The sequence below is a fragment of the Variovorax sp. J22R115 genome, assembly GCF_030317005.1.
GTDB lineage: Bacteria > Pseudomonadota > Gammaproteobacteria > Burkholderiales > Burkholderiaceae_C > Variovorax.
The window spans coordinates 220,581-234,963 of sequence record NZ_JASZYM010000002.1 but is presented as its reverse complement, the minus strand read 5'-3'; the positions used below and the strand labels follow the sequence as shown (position 1 = coordinate 234,963).

The window sequence follows — 14,383 nt, the reverse complement described above, 5'->3', positions numbered from 1 at the left end:
GGCGGCGTTCCTACTTGAACGAACGCAGGATGCGGTCCGCCTCGCGCTGCGCGTCCTGCATGGCCTGCGCCGGCGTCTTGCTGCCGGTCAGCGCTGCCTGGAGGCCGTCGTTCAGCGCCTTGGTCACGCGCTGGTTGTCGTGCGTGGAGAACTCCGCGACCGACACCGGCAGCTGGTCGCGCGCGACGAGCGCGGCCGGGAAGTCGCGGCCGTACTTTCGCAGTGTGTCGGTTTCATAGGCTGCGGGCGAGACGGCCACGTAGCCGGTGTCCATGCTCCACTGTGCGGCGCGCTCGGGCTGGGTCACCCATTTGGCGAACTTGAAGGCAGCTTCCTGCTGCGCCGGCGTCGACTTCTTGAAGATGTAGAAGTTGCCGCCACCGGTCGGCGAGCCTTTGCGCTTGTTGCCGGGGATCATGCCGACGCCGAAGTCGAACTTCGCATTCGCCTTGATGTTGGTCAGGTTGCCGGTGGTGGTGTAGATGATCGCGGCCTTCTTCTCGAAGAAGTCCTTGGGCGTGGTGCCCCACTCGACCACGCCGGGCGGGTGGATGCCGGCCTTGCCGAGGTCGACCCAGTATTGCAGCGCCTCGACCACCTTCGGATCGTCGAACCGGACGGCGGTGCCGGCTTCGTTCGCGAGGATGGTGTCGTTGGGCGTGGTCAGCGTCTGGAACAGCCAGTACGGGAAACCGCTCGACGGAATCTGCACGCCCCATTGCGCGACCTTGCCGCTCGCGTCCTTCTTCGTCAGCTTGGTGGCGGCGTCCTTGAGTTCGGCCCAGGTCGTCGGCGGCTTGTTGGGGTCGAGGCCGGCTTCCTTGAACAGTTCCTTGTTCCAGTACATGACGACGGTCGAGCGCTGGAACGGAATGCCCCACGTCTTGCCGCCGGTCTGACTGTTCATCATGAAGGCCTTGTAGAAGCCGTTCAGCCAGGCCTTGTCCTCGGCCGTCTTCACGAAGTCGTCGAAGGGGACGATGGCGTCTTCGTCGATCAGCGTGAACATGTCCGTCGACAGCAGCACGGACGTGACCGGCGGCGTGCCCGACTTGTGCGCGGTCAGCGCCTTGACGATGGTTTCCTGGTAGGTGCCCGCGTAGATCGGCGTGACCTTGATGCCTGGGTTTTCCTTCATGAACCCGGCCGCGAATCCGTCGATGGTCTTGGCGATCGGGCCGCCGACGGCCACCGGGTAGTAGAACTGGAGTTCCACCGGTGTCTGTGCGTGCAGCAGGCTCGCGGTGCCGGCGAAAAGGCCGCCGGCAGCCATCAGGTGGACGGCGAGCGTCCGGATGAAAGTCTTGCGTTGCATGGTCGCGTTTTTCCTTGGGAGTGGATTGGAAGTGAGAGATCAATCGATGCGCTGGCCGCTGGCGTCGAAGCCGTGCGCATCTTCGAGCGCCCAGCGCAGGCCGACGCGGTCGCCCGGTTCGGCGTGGTGCTGGCCAGCGGTGCGTACCAGCAGCGCCTGCGATCCGATCCCGCAGCGCAGCACCAGGTCTGCGCCGAGGTATTCCACGCTCTGCACGATGGCAGGGATGCCTTGCGGATCGAGCGCGATGGCCTCGGGCCGCACGCCGAGCATGGCGGCTCGCAGGCCCGTGGCGGCGTCGCTGCCGGCGATGCGACCGTCTTCCAGTGCCACGAGGTTCATCGGCGGCGTGCCGATGAAGCGTCCCGCGAAAGTGGTGGCGGGCCGCGCATAGAGATCGCGCGGCATGCCGGCCTGTTCGACCCGGCCCTGGTTCAGCAGCACGACCTGGTCGGCCATGCTCATCGCCTCGGTCTGGTCGTGCGTGACGTAGACCACGGTGAGCCCGAGTTGGCGCTGGAGATCGCGCAGTTCGCGGCGCATGTCCTGCCGCAACTGCGCGTCCAGGTTGGACAGCGGTTCATCCATGAGACAAACCTTGGCCTGCGCGACTAGGGCGCGGCCGAGCGCGACCCTTTGCTGCTGGCCTCCTGAGAGTTGCGAGGGCTTGCGGTCCAGCAGCGCACCGAGGCCCAGCAGGGCCGCGGCATCGCCCAGCCGCTTTGCAATTTCGCCTGCCGGCGTCTTGCGCACGGACAGCCCGAAGCTGATGTTGTCGGCCACGCTCAGGTGCGGAAAGAGCGCGTAGTTCTGGAACACCATGGCGATGCCGCGCTGGGCCGGCGGCAGGCTCGTCACGTCGCGGCCGTCGATCAGCACCTGCCCGCCGCTGGCGGTCTCCAGACCTGCAACGATGCGCAACGTCGTCGACTTCCCGCAACCGGAAGGCCCGAGCAAAACGCAAAAGGATCCGGGCTCGATATGGAGGTTGACCGCGTGCAAGGCAGTACTTTCGCCCCAGGATTTGGCGATATCGATCAACACAATGGAGGACATCAAACCAGTATATGGACGGCTTGTGACACCCGGTTGCAAAGAAGGGTCAGTGTTTTCCTGATCGGGCGTTGGTGAGAAACTTCGCTACAGTGACCAACGCCTGTTAGGGCTTGCACACACCAAGGAACACATATGAGCAAGAAAGTCGCATACGTCACCGGGGGTATGGGGGGCATCGGAACAGCCATTTGCCAACGCCTCCACAAGGATGGGTTCACCGTCATCGCAGGTTGCGGCCCTACGCGGGACCACGCCAAATGGCTGGCGGAACAGAAGGCGGAAGGCTTCGAGTTCCAGGCCTCGGTCGGCAACGTGGGCGACTGGCAGTCCACCGTCGAGGCCTTCACCAAGGCCAAGGCGGAGCACGGCAGCATCGACGTGCTGGTCAATAACGCGGGCATCACCCGGGACCGCATGTTCCTCAAGATGACGCCAGAGGACTGGAGCTCTGTGATCGAGACCAACCTCAACAGCATGTTCAACGTCACCAAGCAGGTGGTCGGCGACATGGTGGAAAAGGGTTGGGGCCGCATCATCAACATCAGCTCGGTCAACGGCGCCAAGGGCCAGGCCGGGCAGACCAACTACTCGGCGGCCAAGGCCGGCATGCACGGCTTCACGATGGCGTTGGCGCAGGAACTCGCCGCCAAGGGCGTGACGGTGAATACCGTGAGCCCGGGCTACATCGGCACCGACATGGTCAAGGCGATCCGCCAGGAAGTGCTCGACAAGATCGTCGGCACGATTCCCGTCAAGCGCCTGGGCGAACCGAGCGAGATCGCATCGATCATCGCGTGGCTCGCGACCGACGAAGGCGGCTATTCCACCGGGGCCGACTTCTCGGTCAACGGCGGGCTGCACATGCACTGAGGCGCCTTCGCCGCACACTCCAAAAAAAGACCCGCCCTCGCGGGTCTTTTTTTGTTTTCAAGGAGAGGTCGACATGACACCAACAACACCGGCGCAAAAGCCACCGATCTACAAGTCCCTCTACGTCCAGGTGATCGCCGCGGTGATCGTCGGCGTGCTGTTGGGCCACTTCTACCCCTCGCTCGGCGAGTCGATGAAGCCGCTGGGAGACGCCTTCATCAAGCTGATCAAGATGATGATCGCGCCGATCATCTTCTGCACGGTGGTCGTCGGCATCGCCGGCATGGAGGACATGAAGAAAGTCGGCAAGACCGGCGGCCTGGCGCTGCTGTATTTCGAAGTCGTGAGCAGCATCGCGCTCGTGGTCGGGTTGGTGCTCGTCAACCTGTTCCAACCGGGCGCGGGCATGAACGTCGATCCGGCGTCGCTCGACACCCGGGCGCTGGCGGCCTATACCGGCCCGGGCAAGATGGAAGGCACGGTCGACTTCCTGCTGCACGTCATTCCCAACACCGTGGTCGATGCCTTCGCCAAGGGCGAGATCCTGCAGGTGCTGCTGATCGCGGTGCTATTCGGCTTTGCGCTGCATCGCTTCGGCGGTCGCGGCACGCTGGTGTTCGACATGATCGAAAAGGGTTCGCACGTGCTCTTCGTGATCATCGGCTACATCATGAAGCTCGCGCCCATCGGTGCCTTCGGCGCGATGGCCTTCACGATCGGCAAGTACGGCGTCGGCTCGCTGTTCCAACTCGGCAAGCTGATGGCCACCTTCTACCTGACCTGCCTGCTGTTCATCTTCGTGGTGCTGGGGCTGATCGCGCGCTTCCATGGCTTCAGCATCTGGAAGTTCATCAAGTACATCAAGGAAGAGCTGCTGATCGTGCTGGGCACATCCTCTTCGGAGTCGGTCCTGCCGCGCATGATGGAGAAGATGGAAAACCTCGGCGCCCGCAAGACGGTCGTCGGCCTGGTGATCCCGACCGGCTACTCCTTCAATCTCGACGGCACCTCGATCTACCTGACGATGGCTGCGGTCTTCATCGCGCAGGCGACCAACACTCCGATGACGCTCATGCAGGAGATCACGCTGCTCGGGGTGCTGCTGCTGACCTCGAAGGGCGCGGCCGGCGTCACGGGCAGCGGGTTCATCGTGCTGGCGGCGACGCTGTCGGCCGTCGGTCACGTGCCGGTGGCCGGGCTGGCGCTGATCCTCGGCATCGACCGCTTCATGTCGGAGGCGAGGGCACTCACCAATCTGATCGGCAACGGCGTCGCCACCATCGTAGTCGCCAAGTGGACGGATGAGCTCGATATGGAAAGACTGCAGGCGGGCCTGAACAACGAGACCTGGATCGAGGCGCAGGAGCCCGAGGAACTGATCAACGCCCGTACGGAAAAGATGGCTTCCTGATTCCGCTGCTGGCTCGTCTTGCAGAATGCAAGCCGATGCCCCATAGCGTTTCACTGATCAACACCGTTGCGGCCGGTCTCGGGCTCGCGCTCGTCCTCGGCTTCCTGGCGGCGCGGCTGCGCTTGCCGGCGCTCGTGGGTTATCTGCTGGCGGGCGTGATCATCGGACCCTTCACGCCCGGCTTCGTCGCGGATGCGAGCATTGCCGCGCAGCTTGCCGAGATCGGCGTGATGCTGCTCATGTTCGGCGTCGGGCTGCACTTCTCGCTCGACGATCTGCTCGCGGTGCGAAAGATCGCGCTGCCCGGGGCGCTGGTGCAGATCGCGGTCGCCACGCTGCTCGGCGGGGCGCTGGCCACGTGGTGGGGCTGGAGTCCGGGCGGGGCCCTGGTGTTCGGGCTGGCGCTGTCGGTGGCGAGCACGGTCGTGTTGCTGCGCGCGCTCGAGAGCCTGGGCATCCTCGAAACGTTCACCGGCCGCATCGCGGTCGGCTGGCTGGTGGTGGAAGACCTCGCGATGGTGCTCGTGCTGGTGCTGCTGCCGCCATTGGCCGCCGCGCTGGGCGGCACCGGGGGCGCCGGTGACGGTACTCCCTTGTGGCAAACGCTGGGGCTCACGCTGCTGCAGGTCGGCGGCTTCGTCGCGTTGATGCTGGTGGTCGGGCGGCGCGTGTTCCCGTGGGTGCTTTGGCAAGTCACTCGCACGGGATCGCGCGAGCTGTTCACGCTGTGCGTGGTGGCGGCCGCGGTGAGCATCGCGTTCGCATCGGCGGCGCTGTTCGGCGTGTCGTTTGCGCTGGGGGCCTTCTTTGCCGGGATGGTGATGCGCGAGTCCGAGTTCAGTCACCGTGCCGCACAGGAATCGCTGCCGCTTCGCGACGCTTTCGCGGTGCTGTTCTTCGTCTCGGTCGGCATGCTGTTCGATCCTTCGGTGCTGATCGAGCGTCCGCTGCAGGTGCTGGCCGTGGTGCTGGTGATCGTCGTCGGCAAGTCCGTGGCGGCCTGCGCGCTGGTGCTGCTGTTTCGCTACCCCCTCGGCACCGCGCTGACTGTGAGCGCGAGCCTCGCGCAGATCGGCGAGTTTTCCTTCATCCTGGCTGCGCTGGGCGCGGGGCTGGGCTTGCTGCCGCCCGAGGGCCAGAGCCTGTTGCTGGCCGGTGCGCTCATTTCCATCTCCACCAATCCGTTGTGGTTCAGCCTGATCGAGCCGCTGCAGAAATGGCTGCACGCGCATTCGTCCTTTGCGCGCGGGCTGGAGGCCCGGGACGATCCGCTGGCTGAGCTGCCGATGAGCACGGAGGCCAAGTACCTGTCACGTCAGGTGGTGCTGGTCGGCTACGGTCGCGTCGGGCGAAGGATCGCCGCGGCGCTCAAGGCGCACGACATCCCTTTCGTGGTGGCGGAGCAGAACCGCGAACTCGTGGAGAAGCTGCGCAGTGAAGGCATGGCAGCGGTCTGGGGCGATGCGGCGGACCCGGCCGTCCTCATCCAGGCCCACGTCGCCCGCGCGCGCGTTCTCGTGGTGGCCACGGCCGACGCCATGAACGTGCGGCAGATGATCGAGACGGCGCGCACGCTCAACCCGTCGATCGAAACGGTCATCCGCAGCCACAACGAGGATGAAGCCCGTCTGCTCACGCAGGAAGCGGCAGCGACGGTGTTTCTCGGCGAGCACGAGCTGGCCCAGGCCATGGCCCGTGCGGTCTTGCTGCGCGCAGCCAGCGCCTGAGCGGATCAGAGGTCTTCGATCACCAGCGTCCGGTATCGCTGCGCGATCGAATAGGGCACCTGGCGGACGTGGACCATCAGGCGTTCGGCCGTGGCCTCGTTCTTGGTCCTGACCATCAGTGCCGTATGGCCCTCCCGGGCGAGTTGGGTATAGGCGCGGACCGTGGCGGCGTCGGTGCCGGCCGAAGGCAGGGGGCTGTCGGAATCGTGGATGGTGGGCGTGATCTGCTCGAGGACGATGTGCGGCGGGATCAGGTAGACCTCGTCACCGCTGAAGCCGTCCTCGATCAGTTGGTGCCCGACACGGCTGGCATCCTGCGCGTCCGGAAACATCACCACGGAATGGCCCGTAGGGTAGAACGCGCCGCCGAGGGTCGCGGTCATGTGCTTGTCTAGCGTGAAATGCTTCATGTCTCCTCCTCATGATGGATTGGACGATACATCTAGCTTAGGCCTGGCTCCAGCCCAGCGCTGTAGGGAAAGCTTGGTGGCGAAACGGAAATTGCCCCAAAGTGCCTCTTGCGGATTTTCAGGATTTGCGTATTTAATTACGACTGGTCACATTTGTGACGATTCGTGAAAATTGTCGCTAGGCATTATCCGGAGGGGTGAATAGGATCGTTTTGTCTTCTCGCTGTCCATTCCTTTCCCCCGCTAATTCCATGTCGCAATTGCGAAATATCGCGCTCACCGTCCAGGAACTCGAAGAAGGCGAGTTTTATTGGGTATTGATGGAAGCCGCCGACTACGGCGTGGAGGATGCGCTTTCCTACCTGCCGATCGAAGCGGCGGGCGATCCCCACCTCACCTACGCCAATGCCTTGGTCGCAGGTGTCGCAGCGATCCGGAAGATGTTTGGCAAGGACGGTCCCCGCACGACGGATGTGCGCGGACCTTGATTCTGGGGACACCATGCGAAAACTAGGAGCGGCCATCGCCGCAGGCACCGCGGCGTTGATCGTCGCAGGCTGGTTCTATCGGCCTTCCACATCGGCCGAGTGGGCCGCGTGGGTCCAGACGCTGGGCGTGCTGGTGGCCATCCTGTGGGCGGTCCGGCTGCAGATCGCGGCCTCGAAGCAAGGCGAGCGACAGGCCGCGCAGGTTGCCGCCATGTTCGCGAACAACATGCACTGGGTCTTCCGCGAACTGAACGACGCCTGCGGCAAGTGCAGCTGGGACGACTACACGGTGCACCGGCGCATCCTCCACGAGGTTCTTGCGCAAGGTCGCGAGGTGACGTTGCAACTGCTTGATGGGCGCTCGCTGGCCATGGTGAGCAGCCTTCGCACCATTGCCGTCGAAGCGCTCGAAATGACCGAAGGCCATGGCCGGGACGGCAACTGGGTTCGCCTGCACAACTACTTCGATCGCCGGCTGCCGAGCATTTCCGCCTGGATGTCGGCGACGGGCAATCCGCCGGAGAGCAGCGGACCGACGGACTACGCAGGGTTGAGAACGTCCTTCGGCTAGAGGCTCATCCCCAGGTGTCGGTCTGGCGCAAGGCCGCATACAGCGTCTTGAAACGCGCGTGGCGCGCAGCGTACGCGGCTGCGGGCGCCGAGTTCAGTTCGAAGCGCTGTCGCACTTCCGGCCGGCGGCAGACTTCCGCCTCCGCTCCTCCATCCGCCAGCCACGCGAGTCGTGCCGCGCCCATCGCCCCGCCAGCCTCGCCGCCTTCGCATGCGGCGAGCGGCGTTTCGAGAATGTCCGCCAGCAACTGCGCCCACCATGAACTGCGCGCGCCGCCGCCGACGAGAACTAGATCGCCGCTCGGCCTGGCGAGCGTGTCCAACCCGTCGCGCAGGCCGAAGCTCACGCCTTCAACCACGGCATACGCGACCTCGGCCGGTCCGTGAGCGTGCGTCAGTCCGAAGAGCACGCCTTGTGCATTCGCATCGTTGTGCGGCGAGCGCTCGCCTGAAAGATAGGGAAGAAACAGCGGGGCGTGGCGGCGCGCTTCGGCGTTCAAGGTCGCCGCGGCCGCCAACAAGGAGGCTTCATTGCCGAGGCCGAAGCTGCGCGCGGCCCAACTCACCGCACTCGAAGCCGACAGCATCACCGACATCTGGTGCCAACGTCCCGGCAGCGCATGGCAGAAGGCGTGCACCGCGCGGTCGGGATCTGGCGCGAAACGATCGCCGCAGACAAAGATGACCCCTGAGGTGCCGAGCGAGACGAAGCCTTGGCCGGCCGTGACCAAGCCCATCCCGACGGCGCTCGCCGCGTTGTCGCCGCCACCGCCCGCGATCGGTATGTTGGCTGTCAGGCCCCAGCGCGCCGCCAGTTCCGGCTTCAGTCTGCCTGCCACGGCGTTGCCTTCGACGAGGCCGGGCATCTGCTGGCGACTGAGCCCGCAGGCCGCGAGCAGTTCGTCCGACCAGTCGCGCGCGCCCACGTCGAGCCACAAGGTGCCCGAGGCGTCCGACATGTCGCTCGCGAGCGTGCCGCTCAGCCTGTGGCGCAGCCAATCCTTCGGGAGCAGAACGCAGGCCGTCCGCGCGAACAAATCCGGCTCGTTTTCCTGCATCCACAGCAGCTTGGGGGCCGTAAAGCCCGGCATGGCGAGGTTGCCGGCCATCGCGGTCAGGCGCGGCACGCGCGCCATGAGCTCTTCGCATTGCGCGGCGCTGCGGCCGTCGTTCCAGAGGATGGCGGGGCGCAGCACCTCGCCAGCCGCGTCGATGGCCACGGCCCCATGCATCTGCCCCGAGAGCCCGATGGCACGCACGGCCGACAACGCGTGCGCACAGCTTCGATGGAGCGCGGCCATGACGGACTCGAGCGCTTCCCACCATTGCGCGGGCGCCTGCTCCGACCACAGCGGCGCGGGCCGGCTCACGGAAAGCGCCGCGCGGGCCAACGCGACGATGCGATGGTCCTTGTCCAGCAGCAGCGCCTTCAGCTCTGAAGTGCCGAGATCGAGGCCGAGGTACACGGCGGACCTTCAGGCGGGGCTGCCGAAGCGGCTGTCGCTCTGGCGCCGGAACTCGGTCGGCGTCATGCCCTTGATCTCGAGAAAGCGCCGGTTGAAATTCGCGACGTTGTTGAAGCCGACCTGGTAGCAGATGTCGGTCACGTAGTGGTCGGTCTGCATCAGCAGGTGGCAGGCGCTGTTGATCCGCACGCGGTTCACGAAGTCGGTGAAGCTGTTGCCGGTCGAGCGCTTGAAGAAGCGGCTGAAGCGGCTCTCGCTCATGCCCAGTTCGGTGGCGATGTCCGCCATCACGATCGGCTCGGCGAGGTTGGCGGTGATGCGGTTGACGATGACGTTGATCTGGTCGACCTCGGCGTCGCCTTCCACGCCCTGCATCTGCACGTTGGAGAGCAGGCGGTAGTCGGTGCATTGGGCCAGGTCGGCGAGGTATTCGAGGAAGCGCGCAAGGCGCTGCAAACCGTGCGCTGCCTTCACGGCATTCCAGTGCGCCATGGCGCGATCCGCCAGCCCGAAGAACTCGATGCCGTGGCGCGAGCGTTCGAGCAGTTGGAGCGCTTCGCGCAGTTCGGAAATCTCGGCCGCGGCGCGCTCGATGGGTTCGTGTCGGAACTGGATCACACGGTCGCGGCCGGCAGCGCCGCCCTCGGGCGCGTCGAGCGAGATCCAGTTGTGCGGCAGGCGCGGTCCGCACAGCACGAGATGGCCAGGCTGGAAGGGACCGATCCAGTCGCCCACGAAAGCCTTGCCGGAGGTCTCGGTGATGAGGTGCAGCTCGTACTCCTCGTGGAAGTGCCAGCGCACGAGCGGGCTCGGAAAGCCATGGGCCAGGCAGCGCACGAGGCCTGTTTCTTCAGGCGCCTCGTAGCCAAGGGAAGGTGAGCGCGCGATGTCGCGTTCGAGTTCGGGCTCGCGATGCCGGGGCAGGTGTCGTTGGCGTTGCGATGTCATGAAAGGGTCCTTCTCATGCACCTTCAACTCATGACGTTACCACCGTCGACATTGAGCGTTTGCGCCGTGATGTATCGCGCTTCATCGCTGGCCAGGAACACGACGGCGCCGGTGATGTCGTCGGGCTTGCCCATGCGGCCGAGGGGGACTTCGAGGCCGACCCGGCGCTTCTTCTCGCCGGGGGCGAGATTTTCGTACCTGGCAAAAAGAGAGTCGACCTGATCCCACATCGGCGTGTCGACCACGCCCGGCGAGATGGCGTTCACGCGGATGCCGCGCGGCGCCATGGCGAGCGCGGCGCTCTGGGTGTAGCTGATGACCGCCGCCTTGGTCGCGCAATAGTGCGACACCAGCGCTTCGCCGCGCCGCCCGGCCTGCGAGGCCATGTTGATGACCGAGCCGCCCTGAACGCCGGCATCGACCATGTGCTGCAGCACGCGCTGCATCACGAAGAACATGCCCTTCACGTTGACGGCGAAGAGGCGGTCGTACGCGGCCTCGCTGCTTTCCAGCAGCGGCGCCATGTCGAAGAGGGCAGCGTTGTTGACCAGCGTGTGGATGGCACCGTGCGACGCCTGCGCCGCGAACAGCATGCCGCCGATCGAGGGTAAGTCGGTGACGTCCGTTGCGACATAGGCCAATGCGTTCGGGTGCTTGCGCCGCAGGGCCTGCACGCCATCGGATGGGTCTTCCGCCAGATCGGCCAGCGTGCAGCGAGCGCCCTCGGCCAAACAGGCTTCGGCGATCGCGAGCCCGATGCCGCCACCTGCGCCGGTGATCAGGACGTGGCGCTCCGCAAGACGACCGGTCATTTGCCGCCTCGCTGGATGAAGGCCTGAACGCGCGCATCGGCCTTGCGCATGGCTTCGACGAGTCGCCTATCGGCGGCCGTGTCGCCCCACAAGGTCCCGTCGGCGCTCATCGAGGCGACGGGATCCGACGCGTCGCAGATGGCGTGCGCCGCAGCCTCGTCCATGCCCTGGTCCTGGTAGACATAGGGGAGCGCTCCCTTGTGCCAGCGTTGCAGGAAGGCAAGAAAAAGGGCCGGCAGCATCGCCACGCTCTCGATGCTCTCGCCGCGCGCCAGCCGCTCGTGGACGGTGGGCGCGATGAAGCCGGGAATCTTCGAGAAGCCATCCATTGCCACCCGCTGGTTGGTGTCGCGGATTGCGGGATTGCCGAAGCGCTCGAGCACGACGTCGCGGTAGACCGGCAGGTCGACCGGGCTCGGTCGCCCAGGCGAGTGCAGGCAGGGAATGACGTCATCCGTCACATAGTCGAAGGCCATGCGCCGGATCGCTGGCATGTGCGTTCCTTCGTGGATGTAGTGCAGGCCGACCAGCGTGCCGGCCCAGGCGATGCAACTGTGGCTTGCGTTGAGGATGCGGATCTTGGCCTCTTCGTAGGGCGACACCGAATCCACCAGCTGCACGCCGACGCGCCACCAGTCGGGTCGGCCGTTGACGAAGTCGTCCTCGATCACCCACTGGATGAAGCTCTCACCCGTCACCGGCGCGGCGTCGTCCCACCCCGTGGCCTGGAACACGCGCTGGCGCAGTTCGGGCGGCGGCCTTGGTGTGATGCGGTCGACCATGGCATTGGGGCTGCTGGTTTGCTTGCGTACCCAGTCGAGCAGTTCGGGTTGCCCGGCACGCTCGATGAACTCCAGCAGTCCCTTGCGAAAGCGGTCGCCGTTGTGGCGAAGGTTGTCGCAATTCAGCAATGTCACCGGCCCGGCATTCGCCGCGCGGCGCGCGCCCAGGATCGCGCAGACCGCGCCGTAGATCGTCGTACCGGGCTGGCCGTTGCGCGCCCGCTCGAGGTCGTTCGCGAGATCGGCGGCGCCGAAGTCGAGGCGGTCCTTCGAATCGAGGTAGTAGCCAGCCTCCGTCACCGTGAACGAGATCACTCGCGTGCGCGGATCGGTGCCTCGGGCGATGACTTCCTTCAGGTTCGCGTCGTAGGGAAGAACCTTGCGGATCGATTCGATACGCTGGTATCGGTACTCGCCGGCGGGTGAAACCGTCTCGAGCGTGTAGTGCCCGCCCTGTGCACGCAGGGCGCCTTCGACGTCGGCCATGTCCGGCCGCAGGTTGGCGCCGACCAGCGACCAGCGCGTGTCGCCGGCGTCGATCAGCGCTTGCAGGTACACGGCCTGATGCGCGCGATGGAACGAGCCGAGTCCGAGGTGCAGGACCACGAAGTCGGAAGGAGTGGAATCGGCCATGGCAGTGTCAGGCGGCGACGGTGCGGCCTTCGCGGTTGAAGAAGTGGAGCACCGATGGATCGAGTTCGACCCTCACCGCGTCGCCAGCCTGCAGGTCGGTGCGATCGTTCTGGCGTGCGACCAGCGGTACGCCGCCGACGTCGATGTGGATCAGTGTGTCGGCGCCCAGGGCTTCGATCAGTTCGACCCGGGCGGGCGCGCCCGACCCCTGCCCCTGGTGGACGCGCAGCCCTTCCGGCCGCACGCCGAGGAAACCGTCGCTCGGCAGCCGGCCGCCCGTCAACGCCGAGAAGCTCGGTATGGCCTTCGCCTCGACCATGTTCATCGACGGCATGCCGATGAACTGCGCGACGAACTGGTTGGCCGGGCGGTCGTACAGGTCCATCGGCGTGCCGACCTGCTCGATCAGGCCGTCGCGCAGCACGACGACGCGGTCGGCCAGCGTCATGGCCTCGACCTGGTCATGGGTCACGTAGATGCTGGTCGCGCCGAGTGCGCGGTGGAGCTTGTGGATCTCGACGCGCGTGTTGCCGCGCAACGCTGCATCGAGGTTGGAGAGCGGCTCGTCGAAGAGAAACACCTTGGGCGCCCGCACGATCGCGCGCCCGATCGCCACGCGCTGCCGCTGGCCGCCGGAGAGTTCCTTCGGTGTGCGGCTCAGGTACTGCGTGAGGTTCAGCGTCTTGGCGGCGTGGTCGACTTTGGTCTTGATGACGTCCTTCGAAACTTTGGCCAACTTGAGCGCGAAGGACATGTTGTCGTAGACGCTCATGTGCGGGTAGAGCGCATAGCTCTGGAACACCATCGCGAGATCGCGCTTGCCGGAAGGCGTGTGCGTGATGTCCTTGCCGTCGAGCGAGAGCTTGCCGCTGGTGATCGGTTCGAGGCCGGCGATCAGCCGCAGGAGCGTCGACTTGCCGCAGCCCGACGGGCCGACGAACACGATGAACTCGCCTTTGTCGATTTCGAGGTTCACGCCCTTGATGACATGGGTGTCGCCGAAGCTCTTCTGGATGTTGTCGAGTTGGAGGTAGGCCATGGGATGTCCTCTGTCTTGCGTGTTCGTTTACTTGACGGCGCCGAAGGTCAGGCCTTGGACGAGTTGCTTCTGGCTGAACCACCCGAACACCACGATGGGCGCGATGGCCATCAGCGAGGCGGCGGAGAGCTTGGCCCAGAACAGACCCTCGGGGCTGGAGTACGAGGCGATCAGCGTCGCGAGCGTGCCGGCCTTGGCGGAGCTGAGGTTCAATGCCCAGAAAGCCTCGTTCCAGCTCAGAACCAGGCACAGCAGGCCGGTGGAGGCCAGCCCGCCGATCGACAGCGGCAGCACCACGTGGCGGAACTCGGTCCAGAGGCTGGCGCCGTCCATACGGGCTGCCTCGAGGATCTCGGGCGGGATGTCCTTGTAGCTCGTGTAGAGCATCCACACCATGATCGGCAGGTTGGACAGCGTGAAGACGACAGTGAGCGCCGTGCGCGTATCGAGCAGGCCTGCGGTTTGCGCGATGACGTAGATCGGCACCAGCGCGCCGACGGCCGGCATCATCTTGGTCGAGAGCATCCACATCAGGATGTCGCGCGTGCGCTTCGTGCGGAAGAACGCCATCGAGTACGCGGCCGGCGCGGCGATGAGCAGGCCGATGACCGTCGATCCCACGCTCGTGATCAGGGAGTTCTTCGCGAAGAGCAGGTAGTCGCTGCGCCGCTGCACTTCCGCGAAGTTCTCCAGCGTCGGCTCGAAGATGAAGAGCGGCGGCACGTGGATCGCCTGCAACTCCGTCTTGAACGAGGTCAGCACCAGCCAGCCCAGCGGAAAGAAGAGCAGCAGCGACGCGACCCACGCGCCCACGGTGCGCAGGCCCAGGGAGAGGATGTTTTCGGTTTGCATGCCG

General features: G+C 65.4%; 14 protein-coding genes. 5 read left to right on the top strand and 9 right to left on the bottom strand.

Going from position 1 to position 14,383, the window contains the following annotated elements; genetic code table 11:
- Window positions 1-10 precede the first annotated feature (10 nt).
- Window positions 11-1,315 carry an ABC transporter substrate-binding protein gene (locus tag QTI04_RS04025; protein ID WP_286614288.1) on the bottom strand — a complete coding sequence of 435 codons (1,305 nt, stop codon included), beginning with the start codon at window positions 1,313-1,315 and terminating at the stop codon, window positions 11-13.
- A gap of 39 nt (window positions 1,316-1,354) precedes the next feature.
- The gene (locus QTI04_RS04020; protein WP_286614287.1) at window positions 1,355-2,371 is read right to left on the bottom strand and encodes an ABC transporter ATP-binding protein; all 1,017 of its coding nucleotides are present in this window, start codon (window positions 2,369-2,371) and stop codon (window positions 1,355-1,357) included.
- Between the two features lie 132 nt (window positions 2,372-2,503).
- Between QTI04_RS04020 and phbB the strand changes: the two genes are divergently transcribed.
- From phbB to ybaL, 3 genes are all read left to right on the top strand, one after another.
- Window positions 2,504-3,241, top strand: coding sequence for an acetoacetyl-CoA reductase (phbB, locus tag QTI04_RS04015; RefSeq protein WP_286597811.1), 738 nt, complete (start codon window positions 2,504-2,506; stop codon window positions 3,239-3,241).
- Window positions 3,242-3,314: 73 nt separating this feature from the next.
- Entirely contained in the window at window positions 3,315-4,652 is a 1,338-nt protein-coding gene (locus QTI04_RS04010; RefSeq protein ID WP_286614286.1) for a dicarboxylate/amino acid:cation symporter, read from the top strand.
- A gap of 35 nt (window positions 4,653-4,687) precedes the next feature.
- Window positions 4,688-6,379: a YbaL family putative K(+) efflux transporter gene (gene ybaL, locus QTI04_RS04005; RefSeq protein WP_286614285.1), complete on the top strand. Its 1,692-nt coding sequence runs from the start codon at window positions 4,688-4,690 to the stop codon at window positions 6,377-6,379.
- A gap of 5 nt (window positions 6,380-6,384) precedes the next feature.
- Here ybaL and QTI04_RS04000 read toward each other — a convergent pair whose 3' ends face one another.
- Window positions 6,385-6,789: a hypothetical protein gene (locus QTI04_RS04000; protein ID WP_286597815.1), complete on the bottom strand. Its 405-nt coding sequence runs from the start codon at window positions 6,787-6,789 to the stop codon at window positions 6,385-6,387.
- A gap of 251 nt (window positions 6,790-7,040) precedes the next feature.
- Here QTI04_RS04000 and QTI04_RS03995 point away from each other — a divergent pair, with 251 nt between their 5' ends.
- Together QTI04_RS03995 and QTI04_RS03990 are read left to right on the top strand one after the other, a co-directional pair.
- Complete coding sequence (locus tag QTI04_RS03995; protein WP_286597816.1) at window positions 7,041-7,277, top strand: hypothetical protein; 237 nt, start codon at window positions 7,041-7,043, stop codon at window positions 7,275-7,277.
- A gap of 13 nt (window positions 7,278-7,290) precedes the next feature.
- On the top strand, window positions 7,291-7,848 hold the full coding sequence (locus tag QTI04_RS03990; protein ID WP_286614284.1) for a hypothetical protein: 558 nt from the start codon (window positions 7,291-7,293) through the stop codon (window positions 7,846-7,848).
- Window positions 7,849-7,852: 4 nt separating this feature from the next.
- Here QTI04_RS03990 and xylB read toward each other — a convergent pair whose 3' ends face one another.
- The 6 genes from xylB to QTI04_RS03960 are packed head-to-tail and all read right to left on the bottom strand — an operon-like array spanning window position 7,853 to window position 14,379.
- Complete coding sequence (gene xylB, locus QTI04_RS03985) at window positions 7,853-9,313, bottom strand: xylulokinase (RefSeq protein ID WP_286614283.1); 1,461 nt, start codon at window positions 9,311-9,313, stop codon at window positions 7,853-7,855.
- A 9-nt stretch (window positions 9,314-9,322) separates the two neighbouring features.
- A complete protein-coding gene (locus QTI04_RS03980; RefSeq protein WP_286614282.1) occupies window positions 9,323-10,261 on the bottom strand; it encodes an AraC family transcriptional regulator in 939 nt (312 codons plus the stop codon).
- 23 nt (window positions 10,262-10,284) lie between these two features.
- Window positions 10,285-11,073, bottom strand: coding sequence for an L-iditol 2-dehydrogenase (locus tag QTI04_RS03975; protein WP_286614281.1), 789 nt, complete (start codon window positions 11,071-11,073; stop codon window positions 10,285-10,287).
- The gene (dalD, locus tag QTI04_RS03970; protein ID WP_286614280.1) at window positions 11,070-12,488 is read right to left on the bottom strand and encodes a D-arabinitol 4-dehydrogenase; all 1,419 of its coding nucleotides are present in this window, start codon (window positions 12,486-12,488) and stop codon (window positions 11,070-11,072) included. Before dalD ends, QTI04_RS03975 begins: the two co-directional genes overlap by 4 nt.
- A 7-nt stretch (window positions 12,489-12,495) precedes the next feature.
- Complete coding sequence (locus QTI04_RS03965) at window positions 12,496-13,527, bottom strand: ABC transporter ATP-binding protein (RefSeq protein WP_286597825.1); 1,032 nt, start codon at window positions 13,525-13,527, stop codon at window positions 12,496-12,498.
- A 27-nt stretch (window positions 13,528-13,554) separates the two neighbouring features.
- Window positions 13,555-14,379 (bottom strand): carbohydrate ABC transporter permease, encoded by an 825-nt coding sequence (locus QTI04_RS03960; protein ID WP_286614279.1) that lies wholly within the window; start codon window positions 14,377-14,379, stop codon window positions 13,555-13,557.
- Window positions 14,380-14,383: the final 4 nt, after the last annotated feature.